Genomic DNA, 16,775 nt, shown 5'->3' with positions numbered 1-16,775 from the left:
TCAACTCGTCCTCGCGAATACGGCACGGGATCAATCTTCTGGCTGACCATCCGAAACGTGATAGTGACAGATCAGCCATGCCCCGCGGTCCGCGCAGAGAAGCATCGACAGGTTGACCGGCCTTTGGCGTCCGTCGGGCTCGGTGAAGACGATTTCGGCGATTCCGCCGATGAAGTCCTCACCGATTCGATACACCGAGATGGGCTGGGCGAGAACTGTTGTGCTGGCTGGGACGTTCTCGTAGTACGTCAGGATCTCGCCCTTGCCGAACTTCGGCTCGGGGCATAGCCCCTGAAAGATCGCGTTGGCGGTGAACATGTCGGAGACCCCGCGGGCGTCGCCCGCATTGAAACGTCGCCCCCAGGCGGCCAGCACCTCAGCGAAGATTGTGTCGGCGTCGCTCACCGCTTGCCGCCGTCGACATCGAGCGTGATGCCGGTGGTGAAAGTGTTCTCCATTAGGAACAGTGCGGCACCCGCAAGCTCCTCTACCTCACCAGGACGGCCGATCGGAAGTGATGCCGCGACCTGCTCGCGATAGGACCTGTGCTCGGCATCGCTCATTCGGCGCTTGTGGGTGTCAACGGGCCCCGGTGCAAGGGCGTTGACACGTAGCGGCGCAAGCTCGATCGCTAGAGACTTGACCGTGGCCTCGACCGCACCATTGACGGCTGCGAACGCGGAATAGCCTGGGTCGACCTTGCGGTAGAGGTATCCGGAAACCAGCGTGATCGAACCGGTCTCCTTTGGGATGTGTGGCAGCGCGGCTTTGACGCTCCGGTACTGCCCCCACCACTTGACCTCGAAGAAGTCCCGCATCTGTTCCTCGGTGATTTCGGTAAACGGGGCGACTGTGATCCCTGACGCGCAGGTGAAGAGGTGGTCGATGGTGCCCACCGATGCCATGACGTCCTCGACTGCGGTGGTATCGGTGACATCGAGGACCCGATAGTCCGCGTTGGGGCCGATCTTCTCCACTGCTGCCTCGAGGGTGGCCTCGGAACGGTCGGTCAGCACGACCGTGGCGCCGCGTTGCGCTGCGAGCTCAGCAGTGGCCAGGCCGATTCCTGCGGCCCCCCCTGTGATGACAACGGTGCTGCCGGACAGGTTTGTGTTCAACATCGATTTCAACCGATCTCTGTGTGTAGTGATGGATTGCTTCTTCGCATTTGGGCTCAGACCGGAACCGGGTCCCGCGATTGCGTGCGTGGCATCACCGATTGTTTCTGGGTTGTGACGCCACGTCTTGTTCCCAGACGAACAAAAGTTGGGCCGGGGCGAAGCGGGGCGCGCGTGGGGCGGCCTACGCGCAGAAGGTTGGCGCGTCGCGCTCTACTCGCAGGTATCCCGCGTCAAGAAATTCGTGAGATATGTTTCGCGAGGGGATCGAGTGCCTCCTCGGCGGTCTTGGGCCAGACGAATGGCTTCGGGTCGTTCCAGGTCTTGCCCCAGTCGCGTAGTGGTCGGCTTACTGGGACGCGGCGTTCGACTCGGCCGGTCCATCTCTCAACGGACGATAACCAAAGTCCTCTTGCTGTTCGGCTGCCATGGTTAGCCATCTCGTAGTGGCTCGCGTGACAGCGATATGTGTAAGCATGCGTTGGACTGTCTCTATGACCCCGCGGGGTGTCAGCAGTCTGGCGATTGCGATCGCAGCATGAAAGATGAGTGCGGGCATTTATCGAACCTTCCAGGTTTTCGGCGAGGTCCCGAGTGGAGGTATCGGCTACGTCGCGAAACGCGTCATCTGCTGGGGGGAGATGGATCCGGCGTCATTATGGGATTGCCCGGACGTGGTCGTGACCACCTTGGAGGAGCGCTAGGAGGAGTCGCGAGGCTCAGTTGAGCTCGCGACGGCCTCGATAGATACCGATCCCAAGGGTCATGGCCGCTCCGAAGGACGGCCGAGGGCGGCGGCCATCTCACGCAGACCGTTTCGCTCCGCCAGCGACAGGCGGGGCGGGTGATCCGAGGCCAGGACCTCCTGGAGCCGCCGAGCGAAGGTCAGCGTGCTGATGCCGAAGGTCACAAGAATGTCATCGGCCCGCGGGCCGCCGAACGGGAGCCAGCGCAGCGCGAATTCAACCAATGCTGAAGACTCGGTATCGATCTGCCCTGAGTCGGCGCCACCGAGACGTAGTCTGTCGCGCCTGCCGCGCCGCGTCCTACCAGGAGATCCTCGTTCCACCCTGTTCATCCTCCTGCCGCGCACCTGTGTGGTCCCGGTTCGATGGTCGAATCATTCTCTGCTGCAGTTTGTTTGCTCGTAGCTGACTGCCAGGAAGGTGCTGGACGATTGTGGGCATCGCACACGTCGGTGACAAAGTCGCCTCAGCGCAAATCGTGGCCGCAGCCCGCCGGCACAGCGAAGTTGGTGCAACACCATATCGGGCAGGCCCGCGGCCGACGTCATGCAGCCGTCAAGGGCCACCACCGCCCATCCTGCTGCCGTCACAGGATGGCCGACACCCGGGCGACCACTGTGGGCGGCTACGTCCGCGGCGGTGGTCGCCCGGGCTCACGTTGTGGATGGGCCGGACACGCGTCGGTCCCATCTTCGCGATCGCTACAACACGATCGTGACGGCCTTTTCTTCCGTGTTGGCGAGGATGCCGCTCCAGCCCAGCTCGCGTCCGACGCCGCTGGTTTTCATGCCGCCCCAAGGGAGGGCGGGATCCAATGCTGCCCACCCGTTCACCCACACCGCCCCGGCGCGGACCCGGCGGGCGAGGATATGGGCGCGGGAGACGTCTCGGGTCCAGATGCTCGCGGCGAGCCCGTACTGGGTCTGGTTCGCCAGGCGGATCGCTTCGGCCGGATCGTCGAAGGGGATCACGGTGCCGACGGGGCCGAAGATTTCCTCGCGGGCGATGGTCATGTCGTTGGTCGCGTCGGCGAAGATCGTGGGCCGCACGAAGTAACCCGGGCCCTGATGGCGGGCGCCGCCGGCGGCCAGCCGGGCACCCTCGTCAGTACCGATGGTGACGTAGCGCAGGACGGTGTCCCGCTGCTTGGCGTCCACCAGGGCCCCCATCGTCGTGGCCGGGTCGAACGGGTCGCCGAGCACCTGCGCGTCGGCCGCCGCCGCAAGACCGTCGACGACCGCACCGTACAGCGATCGGTGCACCAGGACGCGGGTGCCGGCAGCGCACGTCTCGCCCTGGTTGAAGAACAAGCCCATTGCAGTGCCATTGATCGCCGCTTCGAGATCGGCGTCGTCAAGGATGATCTGCGGGGACTTGCCGCCCAGCTCCAGCGTGACGCGCTTGACGGTCTTCGCCGCGCGCTCCTGGATGAGGCGACCGACGGCGGGGCTGCCGGTGAAGCTGATCTTGTCGACGTCGGGGTGTTCGACGAGCGCGTTCCCGGCCACCGCCCCGTCCCCGGGCACAATGTTCACCGTTCCAGGCGGGAGGCCGGCCTCCGCGAGCAGCCGACCGAGGTGCAGGATCGACAGCGGCGCCGCCTCGGGCGGCTTGATCACCACGGTGTTCCCCGCGGCCAGGGCGGGGGCGAGCTTCCAGCCGGTGATCATCAGCGGGGTGTTCCAGGGGATGATCGCCCCGATGACGCCGACCGGCTCGCGGACGGTGTACGAGTGGGTGGGTTTGCCGAAGTAACCGGCGGTGGGAATTGCCTGACCGTGATCTTGTCGGCCCAGCCGGCAAAGTGACGAAAGGTGTTGGCCGCGTTCGGGATATCGAGAATTGTCGGCTGTCCGACCGGCTTGCCGATGTCGAGTGCCTCGAGCCGGGCGAGGAGATCGCCGTCACGCTCGATCAGGTCGGCGATCCGGTTCAGGACCTTGCCGCGGTCGATCCCACTCCACGAACCCCATTCACCGTCGAGTTGGCCGCGGGCAGCACGCACCGCGTCGTCCACGTCCGCGGCGGTGCCGTCGGCGATATCCGCCAGGGGTTCCTCGGTGGCCGGATTGAGGTTGACGAGGGTGCCGGCGCTGCTCGGACGCCACCGGCCTCCGATGAAAAGCTCGGTGGCGAACTGAGTATCGACCGAATGGTCGGCTGACATGATCACGCTGGGTCTCCTTGCGGCGGGGTGTTTTTGCGGTCTTGTAGGCCGACTGGCGAACCGCGCCTGGCCGCCCTCAAGGCCTCCAACCCCATCGTGCGCCGGGGCGAACGCAGTGTCTTGTAACGCAGCGCAGAGCCTGTGTGACGTGGACGCACTCGGTATCCCGCATGCCAGGGTATGGTCGGACGGCCTAGCGCACCGAACGATCATTCGGTATTATGCGTTGTCTAGTGCTCCGGTTCGGCCCGTCGGGGCATTTCGTCCCGAAGGTCGCCGGGTGAGGCGAAGTGGGTGGTACGACCATGACAGAGATCGTGCACACAGACGTGTTGTCGCCTGCCGATCGTTTCGACGCCTGGTGTGACGCGGTGGCGAGCACCTTCGTTCCCCTCGAGGCGCGGGTGCGCCGGGACGGCGGGTTCCGCGGAGGCCTCCGGGGGCAGTCGGTAGGAACCGTGCAGGTGAGTGATGTCAGCGGCGGCCCGGTCGAGGTCGAGCGGACTGCGGCGACGATTCGTCGTTCAGATCCGGGCTACTTGAATCTGGGCATGCAGCTGCGGGGGTACTGCCTGGTCACGCAGGATGGCCGGGAAGCGGCGCTGACTCCCGGCGACTTCGCCGTTTACGACACCCGCCGACCATACGGCCTGGCGTTCGAGGACGATTTTCGACAGCTCGTGCTGATGTTCCCGCGTGAGCTGTTGCGGCTGCGGTCCGGCGATTCCGAGGTGGTAACGGCCCGCCGTATCTCCGGGCGCCGGGGCATCGGCGCTCTGGTGTCGCCGTTCTTGATGACGGTCGCTGAGCAGATGGAGACCGGGCAGCTCGCCTCCAGTTTTGATCTCGGCGACGCCGTGCTGAACCTGCTCGCCGCGGCATTCGCCGAACAACTGGGCTCGGAATCGAACGTGCCGCCGGAGACCCACCAACACGCACTGCTGCTGAAGATCAAGGCATTCATCGATGCACGACTCGATGACCCCGAACTGAGCAGCCCGACCATCGCCGGCGCCCATAACATTTCGATTCGCTACCTGCAGATGCTGTTCGAGGGGGAGGGGATCACGGTCACGTCCTGCATTCGACGGCGACGCCTCGAACGGGTGAGCCGGGACCTCCGGGACCCGAGAATGAGCTCGGTCCCGATCGGGACGCTCGCCGGCCGCTGGGGCCTGATCGATTCCTCGTATTTCTCGAAGCTGTTCCGGTCGACGTTCGGGCAGTCGCCCCGCGAGTACCGGGCAACGATGACCGCAGGCGAGTCGGCCCACCCGCTCCGGTAACGCAGTCGGCAGTTCGCCCCCGTCCCAGTTTCTCTGCGCCAGGCACCAAGACAGTGCCCGACGGAGAGCGCAGGATGGTGACGTCGTTCACATTCCGGTGTCCCGTGCGGCCAGCACCTCCCGGTCCCGGGGGACACCGACGGTGCGGCTCGATGCCGGCACCCACCACCAGCAGGAGACGATCAGCATGGCCATCGATTTCACCTTGACCGCCGAGCAGCGCGAACTGCAGTTGTCCGCCCGGGCATTCGCGGAGAACACGTTCGGCGACATCGCCGAGAAGATCCGACACCTGCCCACGGCTCGGGAACGGTTCGCCGCGACGCGGCCTGCATATGAGGAGGTCGTCACCCAGGGCTGGCTCCGCAAGATCATCCCGGCACCCGCCGGCGGTGAAGGCAACGGCCTGGTCGACATGGCGTTGATCGCCGAAGAGTTCTACGCGGTCGACGCGAACGTTTCACTCACCACGTTCGCCTCCCTGCTCGGACTACTGCCCGTGCTCAACGGCGGCAGCCCGGAACAGATCCAGCGGACCCTCGCCCCCTTCCTCTCCGGAACCGGTGCCCCATTGGCGGCGTTCTGCCACAGCGAACCCGGCGGGATCGCCAACTTCGCCGATCCCGCCCCCGCCGAAGGGACCCGCACCACCGCGGTGCTCGACGGTGACGAATGGGTGATCAACGGCTCCAAGCAGTGGATCAGCAACGCCACCGGATGGGACGGTGGCGGGGTGGACTTCCTCACCGTCGTCTGCCGGACCGACGTCGACGGGAACGGGCCGACCGGGCGGGCCACCTCGGTACTGCTGGTTCCGAAACCCGGGCACGGTCTTGTCACCGACGAGGATTTCGACACCCTCGGGCACCGCGGCCACCTCACCCCTCGCTTCCACTTCGACAACGTCCGAGTCCCGCGCGAGAACATCCTCGGCGAGGTCGGGTCGGGCAACGAACTAGTGGAGGCCAGCTTCGCCGGAACAGCCGCCCTGGTCGGGGTTTTCGGGGTCGGGCTGATGCGCGCAGCCTTCGACTTCACGTTGCACTTCGCCAAGACGGAGCGCCGCGCCGGATTGGTCCCGATCATCGAGCACCAGGCGGTCGGCTACGCCCTCGCCGACGCCAAGATCGCCATCGAAGCGGCCCGCTACCTGAGCTGGAAGGCCTGCCAGGCCCTCGACCTCCAGTTGCCCAGCGCCCTCGAGCTGGCCGTGCAGGCGAAGATCTACGGCTCCGAAACCGCGGTGAAGGTCATCACCGACCTGATGCGGATCGTCGGCATCGACAGCTACAACCACGATCTACCGCTCGCACGCCTGCTGCAGGATGCGGTGGTGCTGCCCATCTTCGACGGCGGGAACATGGGTGTGCGCCGGCGTCAGCTCCACACCCTGCTCAGCGCGCCCGACTACGACCCTCTCGCCGCCTCGGCCGCCGAGTAGCAAGCCATCTCCCACTCATCCCACGCGTCGGGACCGCCCCAACTCCAGATCACCGTTGTGCTCGGCTATCAGGTTGGTTGCGGCCGGCTGATCGGTGCGAGGCCTCCGAGTGTGCGCGCACATCCGGCTGCCGACCACCCTTGTGACGGACTCGGATGTTGCGGCGATCGAGGCGTTGAATTTCCTGGCCGCAGCCGGCCTTCCCGAGGACGTCGTGTCGCGGGCACTTACACGGTGTTGACTCCGATGCGTCCGCCGTCGACGTCGAGGATTGTGCCGTGTACGAAGCGGGCGTCGTCGGAGGCGAGGTAGAGCACTGCGCCGGCGATGTCTTCGGCGGTGCCTGGTCGGCCGGCGGGTGTGGAGTGCATCAAGGTGTCGGCGGGGGAGTCGGTGTCGGGTCCGGTGGGGCGGATGACGCCGGGGGAGACGGCGTTGACGCGCAGTCCCCGTGGCCCGAATTCGGCGGCCCAGGATCGGGTCAGGCTTTCCATCGCGGCCTTGGACGAGGCGTAGACGGGGCCGTGTGGGATGCCGAGGCGGGCCACCCATGAGCCGAGGTTGATGACGACGCCGCCACCGTTGTCGGTCATGTGTGGGGCCAGGGCCTGCACCAGGAAGAGGGGTGCCTTGACGTTGACGGCGTAGATGCGGTCCACGATGTCGTCGTCGACGGTCATCGTGCCGGAGGCCGGGAAGATGCCGGCGTTGTTGACCAGGATGTCGAGGTGTCCGCCGGTCAGGCGCAGTGCATGCTCGGCGAGGGCGTGGCTGGTGGCGGAGGTGCCGTCGAGGTCGGCGGCGAGGAAGTCCGCGCGGCCTCCTTTCGCGTGGATCGCGGCGATGGTCTCGTTCCCGCGTGTCGTGTCGCGGCCAGAGACGATGACGTGGGCGCCTTCGGCGGCGAAGGCGGCGGCGATTGCGCGCCCGATGTGGGAGGTCGATCCGGTGACGAGGGCGGTGCGGCCCTGCAGTCGGTTGCTGAGGTGATTGGTCATGTCCCGACCGTAGAAAGTATTTTTTGGACCAGCAAGTCCAGAAAGTTGGGTGTGTTCGCTGGTAGTGGAGTCATGGAGGGTTGGCCGGTCCAGAATTGCGTTACCCTCGGGACATGCCGATCACTGCGAAGGGGCTCGCTACCAGAGCGCGCATCGTCGAGGGTGCCGCGACTCATCTTCGGGGTGGTGAGCCCGGTCAGGTCACGCTCGACGACATCCGTGCGATCACCGGAACCAGCAAGGGGCAGCTGTTCCACTACTTTCCGGGCGGCAAGGACGAGTTGCTGCTTGCCGTCGCCGTCTACGAGGCGGGCCGGGTCCTCGACGATCAGCAACCGCACCTCGGCGCGCTGACCTCGTGGGCGGCGTGGCTGAGGTGGCGGGATGCGTTGGTCACCCGCTACCGCGCTCAGGGGGCGCATTGTCCGCTCGGGTCGCTGCTGGCCCAGGCGGGCGGAACGCCGGGGGCATATGAGGTGGTCCGAACACTGCTGGCGCAGTGGCGGACCCACGTGGCGGCAGGGATCGAGGCGATGCAGGCGGCAGGCGAGATCCGGGCCGGCGTGGATGCGCCGCGCACCGCGTCCGCGTTCATCGCGGGAATTCAGGGTGGGGTGCAGGTCCTGCGGTCGACGGGCAGTGTCGAGGATCTCGAAGCCGTCCTCGACACGCTGATCGACTATCTTCGGGGCCCGGGATCGACCGGCGCTGCCTGCTGATCGGCAGAGCCGGCTCCGGGAGCCGGCTTGCTCGATATCTGGGCAGCATTCCCCGCGACCGAACGGACGTGTGTGGGAGCGTGATCTCGCGCGGCATCGTTTGTGCCGATGAGCCGGATGTCTGCTTCGTTCCCGGGTAGACGGTGAATCGGGCGCCGGCATCCTCCACCACCGAGCGGTGGGTCGCGGCGCGTCATCAGAGGTGGTGGGCTGGAGGCCGTGACCTCTCACCGTCTACGCCGCTGACATCGCAACCCCCCCATCGCAGTGACGCAATCACGCCCGAAGTCCGCGTCGCCGAGCCTGATTCATCAACGGCAAGCGGGACAGCGCAGTACAACTCGGATGTGCTTGGTGTCGGTGGGGAGGCGACCACGGCCCGTGATCGTCCGGAGGTACTGTTCTGCGACTCCAGACGGGTGGAAACTGCTTCCTCGGATGACCCATCGTTCGGACGCAATCCCGGCAGGCGGATGAGTGGGCGCCGACCCCGGCGGGTACCCCCTAGATGGTGATTGGCATGACCTCCCACGACGCGATCCGACGTTGGATCGCTGAACAGATGTGCTCCACCTCGAGACCGCCGATACCGTCCCAGGTTGGTTGACCTCCGCACGGGTTCCCGCCGGGTTACGTGTCGACAAAATCGCTCCGACCCGGCGGCGGATGATCGTGATCTTCAGTGCGAGTGGTGCGGGGTGCCATCCGCCCCTCTCGGCGCTATTGGTGAATACCGCGAGCGCGGTGCACCGGTTCCGCGAGTTACCGTAGGTAAGTTGTGGTTGCGGGGTCGCGGCGGGCTTTTTGTGGGCGCTGCTGCGGTCTCCGCGAGTGGTGGACGGCGACGAAATGTGTCTCATACGCCCGCCGGCTTCGAGTGGGTGGCTCCTTCGTGGTGCCGGGCGCCGGGGGCGGCGCTCACAGCTCGACGCGTAAACCGCCACCTCGGCCGTTCGACGAGCACAGACGATGGAGGATCGATGCCGACCAGTAGGAACAACGCGGACAAGAACGCTGGCTCCGAACCGAAGCTGCTCTCCGGTGGAAACCCGCAGATCCCGAAGGGTGAGGGTGACGGACCGGTGCAGGCCTATATCGCCGCGATGCCCGAGTGGAAGCGCTCGCTGGGCGAGCGGCTCGATCGCCTGATCGTGCGGACCGTCCCCGATGTGCACAAGGCCGTGAAGTGGAACCAGCCGTTTTACGGGCACGACGGCGAGGGCTGGTTCCTCAGCTTCCGCTGCTACACGAAGTACGTCCAGCTTCAGTTCTTCCGAGGGACCTCGCTGGACCCTGTTCCGCCCAAGGCGTCCAAGCACGACGAGGTGCGCTACGTCGACATCCGCGAAGACGACGATCTCGACGAGGGCCAGCTCCGTTCCTGGATCGAGCAGGCAAGCAACCTGCCCGGCGAGAAGATGTAGAGCACCCGTCGGAGAGCATCCCGGATCGTCGCCGGTCGTGGTGCGCACCATGGCCTCCACCTGCCGCCCCCGCATGGAGGCAAGCATCTGCCAGCTGCCACCGGAGAGTCGTCGGAGCTCGGGGCACTACCCGGTGATGACGACTGCATGTCCACGCTCAGATCGAGGTGTGTTTGGACGTATCTGCTGGTTTCTGCGACGGTCAGACGTCGTCCGCGGCGTCCCGCCCATTGCGCTACTGCTGTGTCCACCCCTTTGAACCGTTTCCTCCCCGTACGTGCCGTAATTGCCGGCCCCGACGCTGTGTTGTCGGGGCAGGGCACGACGCCTGGCACATGGGCCCGGCACCGCGCGGGATCGTCTACCGCGGCCGGTTCGCCGGCAGTGTCTGCATCGCGATCACCGAACGCGCCACCGACGCGTTCCCTGCGCTGCCGGCGTTGTCGCTGTTTATCAGCTCGGCTACACCATCACCTGACTCTGCGACCGGGTGGGCGAACCGGTTAGTCCGGCGGCGTCCGGCACCGGGTCGGCCGTCTGAGCCGAACTGTCAAGTATTTGAATCAGGTCGAGCTGAATGTGCCCATGCGGAACTATCCGCCGGTGTCCGTTGTTGACGCATGCAGCGGTCGCGAAGTGTCGCGGCACTCGACGAAGGGGAACATGAACATGCGCATCGGAATCATCGGAGCTGGTCAGATCGGTGGCACGCTGACACGCAGGCTGACTGCGCTCGGTCACGATGTGCGCGTGTCGAACTCTCGGACACCCGACACCCTCGCAGACCTCGAGGCAGAGACCGGTGCAAAGGCGGTACTGAACACCGAAGCCGCCGAGGGTGCAGACCTGGTGATCGTGAGCATCCCGCAGAAGAACGTCGTGGACCTTCCTACCGGCATGCTCGCAGGCGCTGCCGATGGTGCTCCGGTGATCGAGACCAACAACTACTACCCGCAGCAGCGAGACGGATTGATCGCCGCCATCGAAGACGGTCAGGTAGAAAGTGAATGGGTGCAAGAACACCTCGGCGTACCGGTGTTCAAGGCATTCAACGGAATCTGGTGGAAGCACCTTCTCGAGAAGGGCCTACCGGAGGGGTCGAGCGGCCGGATCGCGCTCCCCGTCGCCGGCGACGACGCACTGAAGAAGCAGGTGGTATTCGACCTGATCAATCAGCTCGGCTTTGACCCTGTCGACGCCGGCACCGTCGAAGATTCCTGGCGTCAGCAGCCGGGAACCCCGGTTTACGGCAAAAATTTTGATCGGGAAGCTACGTTGAAGGCACTGGCGCAGGCAACGCCGGAGCGCACAGACGAGTGGCGTGCTGTGGCGGAGTAGCGCTCGGTGTCGAGCGGCGGTTCCCGAATAGGAAGACGGCGCTCGGGGCACTGTCAACTTGTCTGGAAGGTGCGTCAGCGTAGTTGTTTTGGGCATGAATTGGGTGATTTTTCATGCCGCTGTTCGCGATTCAGGCGGCAGCGGCGGTCCCCTTCGCGTCCTGCCAGGACGCGAAGCGATCCAAAACGCACTCATCCGCCTACGCCCGGGCCGCGGTCTACAAACCAGGCGGCGACCTGCGCGCGGGAGGTGAAACCGAGCTTGGCCAGCACATACTCGACGTGTCCCTGCGCTGTGCGTGGCGAGATCACCAGGCGGGTGGCGATTGCTTTGTTGGTCAAGCCCTCGGCGACCAGCTCGGCGACCTGTAGCTCGCGTTTGGTCAGTGGCGGCGGCGAAACGGAAGAGGGCACCACTGCATTCGCCGCGTGAGGTTCGTTGAGGGCGTAGGCGACAGCAGTGTTAAAGTTCAAGGCCTGCCATGACCGACGAAGCGGAATCCGACACCGGCTTCCACCGAGTCCAGGACCACGGTGTCACCGCGTTCGATCACCCGGTCACCGGCCTCGTGGTGCGGATTGGCGCCGTTGGGTCCGGATCCGACGACGGTGAAATCAAGCTGCTCGTGCCCGAATCGGCGCAGCAACCCCGCCAGCTCGGCTGCGACCTCGCGTTCACGCCTACCGGCGAAAGACGCCTGCACGATGTGCTCATGTCGGAGATGCCGTATCTGCCTGCAGGGTCCAGTAGTGCACCGGCCACCGGATACGGATCGGTGCCATCGGCCCATTCGACGAGCGACACCGCAGCCGTACCCTCCGCGGATTCGGCATCAGGCCGCTCGAGCGCGGGAACCACCATGGTCGGTATACGATCCGGGCACAACACCAAAATCGTGAGGCGTTCGGTGATCGCGGTCGGCGATACCCCGCCAACCAGACCAGGTCAGGTCCGGGCGTGACGAGAATACCGTCCAGGCCGACGGCGACGGCATCGTGAACAACCCGCGTCATACGGGCGGCGTAGTCGTCGGCGGTGAACGGTGCCGGCATCGGATGCGCGATCGATGTCATCAGGCCCTCCGGTGACCTCGGGATGGTCGACTGCCCTCCGAATATCTCCGCAACGAAACCGAAGTCGTTCCGGCGAACCAGCCACGTCGCACGTCCTGCGAGGACGGCTGCTCAGGGCCCTCCGCTCGATCGGCACCGCGCCGACACGGTTCACCTCCCACGCGTTGCGCAATCGCACGCTCTATCGAATTGTGCTCCCGCCCAGCCCAACAAATACGTTTTTCGATTCGGAAACGAGGGCACGACAGCGCAGTTCAATTCTTTATCTCGGTTCAATATCGGACTGATCGGACAGGTCTCGGCCCCTCGTAGACGGTGGCGGTAACGCCATGAAGGGCATTGCCGCCATTGGCCCGTGAACCGCTCGATGGACGTGACGCAGGCGAGGCCGCCCCCGCAGGCGCCCGGGCCATGACTGTGCGCGGCGCCGCGTTTCTCGGCGTCGGTTCGATGGTCGGAGCCGGCATCTTCGCTCTCCTCGGAGAGGCCGGGGCCGTGGCCGGTTCCGCGGTGTGGCTGTCGTTCCTGCTGGCCGGGGTGGTGGCCACCTTGCAGGGCTATGCCGTCGCGAAGTTGGGAGCGCGGTACCCCTCCTACCCCGGAGGCGATGTGAATCCAGCCCCAGGCGATGAGGTCGAACCGGTAGGGGTACTCCACACCCACCGAGATCCATCGCGCGGCTGAGGGTGCGGGGATCACCTTCGAGGATCTGGGGCAGGTCGGTTCTCCGGGCGGGGGTGGGCCCGGGCCCAGGCGGCGTAGCGGGCGGCGAGGGGAGCGGCGGTGAGTCCGTGCGCCAGGACGGAGAGAGCGATCGTGATCACCGCGGTGGTCAGGAGCAGTTGTTCGTGGGGTAGTTCGCCCGGTTCTTCGATGATGAGGATGGCGAAGACGATGGTGGCGAGTCCTCGGGGCCCGAACCAGCCGAGGAAGGCCACGGTCGGGGCGCGTGGATGGGTGCCGACAAGGGACAGTGCGACGGGAATCATCCGGACGACGGTCAGGCTCACGACGGCGTATCCGAGCACGGCCCAGGAGAGACGACCGAGTGCGGGACCGAGCAGCACGGCGCCGAAGACGATGAAGGTCACGGCGCTGAACAGGTCACCGGTCTCGTCGATCATGTGCCCGGCGTCGTCGTCGACGTCGGCGCGGCGCCGGAGTGCGCCGAAGGTCAGTCCGCCGACGAACGCGGCGATGAATCCGGAACCGCCCAGCGGCACGGCGGCGGTGTAGGCGAGCAGTGCTGCGGTCACCGGCACGGTGTGCGCCCACAGTGGATCGAGGGCGTGGCGCCGACTGGCCGTCACCAGGACGGCGGCGGCGAGTACGCCTGCCCCGACCCCGGCGACGACCCCGTAACCAATTTGCTCGGTGACCAGACGGGCGGCCGCACCGTCGCCGATCGCACCCGCTTCGGCTTGCGCGATCGCGAGCACGATCAGGAACAACGGCACACAGATACCGTCATTGAGGCCGCTTTCGACGTTCAAGCCCTGGCGTATCCGCATCGGCAGCACGGGGAGGGTGACCACGGCCTGACCGAGCGCGGCGTCGGTGGGGGCGAGGATCACTGCGAGCAGCAACGCCTCGGGCCAGGCGAGATCGCCGAGCGCGATCGCGGCGGCACCGAATCCGGCCGCGATGGTCAGTGGCAGGCCGATACCGAGAAGTCGCGCAGGTAAGGAAATCTCGGTGCGGAGTTCGGTCAGGTCGACGTGTGCAGCGTCGGAGAACAGCACCAACGCCAGGGTCACCTCGGCGAGCAGTTTGACGATCTCGGCGGTGGCGTGCACGTCGACCACTCCGGCCGCCTCCACGCCGAGCAGCAGCCCGGTGACGGTGAAGACGATCGGGGCGGTGATCGGCGTGCCCGCCACGCGCCGGGAGATCGCCGCGAAGCCGAGCAGGATCACGGCGATCGCGGGCAGCGCCCACGTCATGGCGGCCACGCGTCATTCTCGGTCGATGTCGGCGTGGCGCGAGGTCGTGTCGTGAGACCGCAACCCTCGATCCGCATGATGAATCTCCTGTCCCATCGTCGTCCTCATAGGTTGCGGAAATGCCTGCCGCACTGTTCGTTGTCGCTAGCCGTTTATCTCGCCGGTCGATATGGCCGTGCGGCTCCGTCTCTGTCGGGGTGCCAGGTCGAGACGGCCCAAATCACCACGGCGTTGAGGGCGATGATCGTGATCGCCCACATGGGGTAGTAGGGCAACCAGAGGAAGTTGACGAGGATCGAGATTGCGCAGATCACCATGGCGCCCCCTCTCGCCCAGGCGGCACCGGTGAACAGGGCGATTCCGGCGGCGGTAACGATCGCGCCGAGAACCAGGTGGGTCCACCCCCATGCGGTGAGGTCGAATTGGTAGGTGTAGTCGACTCCGGTGACTATTACCTCATCCTTGGAGATCGCGGACAGGCCCTGGAGTAGCTCGAGGACACCGACGGTAACCAGCAGAACCGCGCCACCCATCGCGGACCCTTGCGCCACACCGCGTTTGACCACAGATTCCTCGGACATGACCGTTTCCCTTCCCGGGCAACGCGTGAAGTTTCCGGCGAACTCCATTGTCCTCCGGTCGGGCCGGTGATGGCGGCAATTCGCGGCAGAAGTGGGCCCGCCGAGTTGTCACCAGGGCCAGGAGCGCGGGGGATGACGCCCACGCGTGATGGATTCCGACCCAGGAGCGTCGCCGCCGGATCTCGAACATGCCCGCGGTCATCGCCTCCGACCCATTGCCCTGGCAGGTTGTCGCGGGATGCGCCAACCGACGCACTTCATTTCCGCTGCCCAGGCGCCGTCCGTTGCCTCCGGTGGTTCACCCGGGGGCGGGTCAACATCGGCGCGATCAGCCGCATGGGCCGATTGTGCGCCCATGTGACTTCACGCCCGCCGAACGTTGGGAGGACCCGCGCCGCCATGCCCACTTGGACCCGCCCCCTCTGGCTTGGTGCCTTGCTGGTCGTTGGTGGCTCGGTCGTCCAGATCAGACATGCGGTAGTGGTGGCCCGCGCACTGTGGGTGCTCGCCGCGCTCACCTTCGTGGGGACGGTCGTCGGGGCGGTGACCGCTGCGGAAAGCTCGCTGCCTGTTGCTGGCCCTCGTGGTTCCGATCCCATTCGCGGGACTGATATACGGAACCAACTGGGTTCACCAACCCGCCGTCCAGTACGTTCACCACTGCCCGGACGGACCCTGACGAGCCTGGAATCACACGATTCTCCTTTGGCGCATCGTCCTACTGGCAGCGCAAAGCCGAGGGTCGTTGGTCCCCGGTTCCGGGGACCAACGACATGGATTCCGGTGCCCCGTTCTACAACAGCTACCGAAGCAGCGACGGCCACTACATGGCCGTGGGCAGCGTCGAGCCGAGGTTCTACACGAACCTCCTGCGGGTGCTCGGGCTCCAACACGACCTGCACGACCTGCAAAATGACCGGGCCCGATGGCCGGAGGCCAAACGCCGCATCGCAGACGTCTTTGCCACCAAACTCGCGCTGAATGGACAACACTCTTCGCCGGCGCCGAAGCTTGTGTGACACCCGTCAACGCTGTCGAAGAAGTTACATCCGATCCGCACGTGCGTGCACGCGAAATAATGCTGGACCAGAACGGAATCAAGTTTCCCGCGGCTGCGCCGCGACTGAGTCGCACGGAGCTGAAACTCAGCGACTCATCCATCCGGCCCCTCGCTCTAAACGATGTCGTCGAGCAATGGCGCAGCGCTGATGCCGGACTTGTTCACCACGGAGCCATTCACATTGGTCGGCACACAATGTGAGTCCGGGCATTCCTCCTTCCCGACCAGAGATTTCTGCCCGGTCTGCTATTCCACCGACGTCCAACCGATCGAACTGCCCCCTTCCGGGACTGTGGAGACGTTCACTACGGTTCACCAAGCACGAAGCCGGGATTTGGCCACCTCCGGGAGGTCCGGACGTAATTCGGGACGCTGATTCCACTATGGTCTGGCCGCTGCCGTCATCACCTTTGCAGTGAAGGTACCGGCATCACCGCGGACAGATTACGGTGAGCCGTCACGCTCGGGTGCGCGTTAGTCAGGCGACCAACAAGCCCGACGGCACCAACCCGACAACATGGACATCTATGGCAAGGAACCTCGAAGCGACCTCGAGACCGGGGTTACGAAACGGAACAGGAAGGGTTATGCATTCGCTCAATCGAGCTGCTGCTGTTGTTGGGGTCGGCGCAACGACATTCGGAAGACTGTCAGGAAGATCGGCTGAACAGCTCGGAGCCTGGGCACTGGACAACGCGTTAGCAGAGGCTGGCCTCCCGGCCTCCGACGTCGACGGTCTCATGGCAACAACGGTGCCACCGCCAACTCCACCTACGGTGGCTTCGTTGGCAAAGCGATGGTTGACATCGCGATGATCGCGACCATGATCAGGCGGCGCGCCCGAACCTGACGGTTTCAAATGCTCGCTGAGATCTACGCAG

Annotated in this window: 14 protein-coding genes and 3 pseudogenes; 8 read left to right on the top strand and 9 right to left on the bottom strand. The window is 65.4% G+C overall.

The window, feature by feature from the left end; all coding sequences use genetic code 11:
- Positions 1 to 30 precede the first annotated feature (30 nt).
- The 4 genes and pseudogenes from DTA22_RS02870 to styD form a co-directional block, all read right to left on the bottom strand.
- Positions 31 to 405, bottom strand: coding sequence for a nuclear transport factor 2 family protein (locus DTA22_RS02870; protein WP_052033592.1), 375 nt, complete (start codon positions 403 to 405; stop codon positions 31 to 33).
- Positions 402 to 1,121, bottom strand: coding sequence for an SDR family NAD(P)-dependent oxidoreductase (locus tag DTA22_RS02865; RefSeq protein WP_037240156.1), 720 nt, complete (start codon positions 1,119 to 1,121; stop codon positions 402 to 404). Before DTA22_RS02865 ends, DTA22_RS02870 begins: the two co-directional genes overlap by 4 nt.
- Before the next feature lie 760 nt (positions 1,122 to 1,881).
- Positions 1,882 to 2,088 (bottom strand): hypothetical protein, encoded by a 207-nt coding sequence (locus tag DTA22_RS02850; protein WP_052033591.1) that lies wholly within the window; start codon positions 2,086 to 2,088, stop codon positions 1,882 to 1,884.
- A gap of 477 nt (positions 2,089 to 2,565) precedes the next feature.
- Positions 2,566 to 4,031, bottom strand: a pseudogene (gene styD, locus DTA22_RS02845) (phenylacetaldehyde dehydrogenase StyD).
- 305 nt (positions 4,032 to 4,336) lie between these two features.
- Between styD and DTA22_RS02840 the strand changes: the two are divergent.
- Together DTA22_RS02840 and DTA22_RS02835 are read left to right on the top strand one after the other, a co-directional pair.
- Positions 4,337 to 5,317, top strand: a complete 981-nt coding sequence (locus tag DTA22_RS02840) for an AraC-like ligand-binding domain-containing protein (RefSeq protein WP_174233733.1) — start codon at positions 4,337 to 4,339, stop codon at positions 5,315 to 5,317.
- A gap of 187 nt (positions 5,318 to 5,504) precedes the next feature.
- Positions 5,505 to 6,758 (top strand): acyl-CoA dehydrogenase family protein, encoded by a 1,254-nt coding sequence (locus DTA22_RS02835; protein WP_037240151.1) that lies wholly within the window; start codon positions 5,505 to 5,507, stop codon positions 6,756 to 6,758.
- A 227-nt stretch (positions 6,759 to 6,985) separates the two neighbouring features.
- On the opposite strand, the gene DTA22_RS02830 is transcribed toward DTA22_RS02835, so the two are convergent.
- Positions 6,986 to 7,756, bottom strand: coding sequence for an SDR family NAD(P)-dependent oxidoreductase (locus tag DTA22_RS02830; RefSeq protein WP_112298433.1), 771 nt, complete (start codon positions 7,754 to 7,756; stop codon positions 6,986 to 6,988).
- Positions 7,757 to 7,869: 113 nt separating this feature from the next.
- Here DTA22_RS02830 and DTA22_RS02825 point away from each other — a divergent pair, with 113 nt between their 5' ends.
- The 3 genes from DTA22_RS02825 (at position 7,870) to DTA22_RS02810 (ending at position 11,237) form a co-directional block, all read left to right on the top strand.
- On the top strand, positions 7,870 to 8,475 hold the full coding sequence (locus DTA22_RS02825; protein WP_037240144.1) for a TetR/AcrR family transcriptional regulator: 606 nt from the start codon (positions 7,870 to 7,872) through the stop codon (positions 8,473 to 8,475).
- A 980-nt stretch (positions 8,476 to 9,455) separates the two neighbouring features.
- On the top strand, positions 9,456 to 9,899 hold the full coding sequence (locus DTA22_RS02820) for a DUF1801 domain-containing protein (protein WP_112298432.1): 444 nt from the start codon (positions 9,456 to 9,458) through the stop codon (positions 9,897 to 9,899).
- 585 nt (positions 9,900 to 10,484) lie between these two features.
- Positions 10,485 to 11,237: an NADPH-dependent F420 reductase gene (locus DTA22_RS02810; protein ID WP_255309420.1), complete on the top strand. Its 753-nt coding sequence runs from the start codon at positions 10,485 to 10,487 to the stop codon at positions 11,235 to 11,237.
- A 191-nt stretch (positions 11,238 to 11,428) separates the two neighbouring features.
- Here DTA22_RS02810 and DTA22_RS02805 read toward each other — a convergent pair.
- Positions 11,429 to 11,728 (bottom strand): annotated as a pseudogene (locus tag DTA22_RS02805) (response regulator transcription factor); the annotation flags it as partial.
- Positions 11,707 to 12,027, bottom strand: a complete 321-nt coding sequence (locus DTA22_RS36450; protein WP_218027699.1) for a M24 family metallopeptidase — start codon at positions 12,025 to 12,027, stop codon at positions 11,707 to 11,709. The gene DTA22_RS36450 and the pseudogene DTA22_RS02805, both read right to left, overlap by 22 nt.
- Before the next feature lie 694 nt (positions 12,028 to 12,721).
- Between DTA22_RS36450 and DTA22_RS02795 the strand changes: the two genes are divergently transcribed.
- Positions 12,722 to 12,994 carry a hypothetical protein gene (locus DTA22_RS02795; protein WP_218027698.1) on the top strand — a complete coding sequence of 91 codons (273 nt, stop codon included), beginning with the start codon at positions 12,722 to 12,724 and terminating at the stop codon, positions 12,992 to 12,994.
- 11 nt (positions 12,995 to 13,005) lie between these two features.
- Here DTA22_RS02795 and DTA22_RS02790 read toward each other — a convergent pair whose 3' ends face one another.
- Positions 13,006 to 14,253, bottom strand: coding sequence for a cation:proton antiporter domain-containing protein (locus DTA22_RS02790; RefSeq protein WP_112298857.1), 1,248 nt, complete (start codon positions 14,251 to 14,253; stop codon positions 13,006 to 13,008).
- Positions 14,254 to 14,405: 152 nt separating this feature from the next.
- Complete coding sequence (locus DTA22_RS02785; protein ID WP_112298429.1) at positions 14,406 to 14,834, bottom strand: DUF7144 family membrane protein; 429 nt, start codon at positions 14,832 to 14,834, stop codon at positions 14,406 to 14,408.
- Between the two features lie 773 nt (positions 14,835 to 15,607).
- Between DTA22_RS02785 and DTA22_RS02780 the strand changes: the two are divergent.
- Positions 15,608 to 16,095, top strand: a pseudogene (locus tag DTA22_RS02780) (CoA transferase).
- On the top strand, positions 16,016 to 16,270 hold the full coding sequence (locus tag DTA22_RS02775) for a Zn-ribbon domain-containing OB-fold protein (RefSeq protein ID WP_112298856.1): 255 nt from the start codon (positions 16,016 to 16,018) through the stop codon (positions 16,268 to 16,270). Before DTA22_RS02780 ends, DTA22_RS02775 begins: the two are co-directional and overlap by 80 nt.
- Positions 16,271 to 16,775: the final 505 nt, after the last annotated feature.

Origin of the sequence: Rhodococcus wratislaviensis, assembly GCF_900455735.1 — a bacterium.
Lineage (GTDB): Bacteria > Actinomycetota > Actinomycetes > Mycobacteriales > Mycobacteriaceae > Rhodococcus_F > Rhodococcus_F wratislaviensis.
Note: the sequence above shows the minus strand (reverse complement) of the source record. Positions and strands in the feature narration are given on the sequence as shown.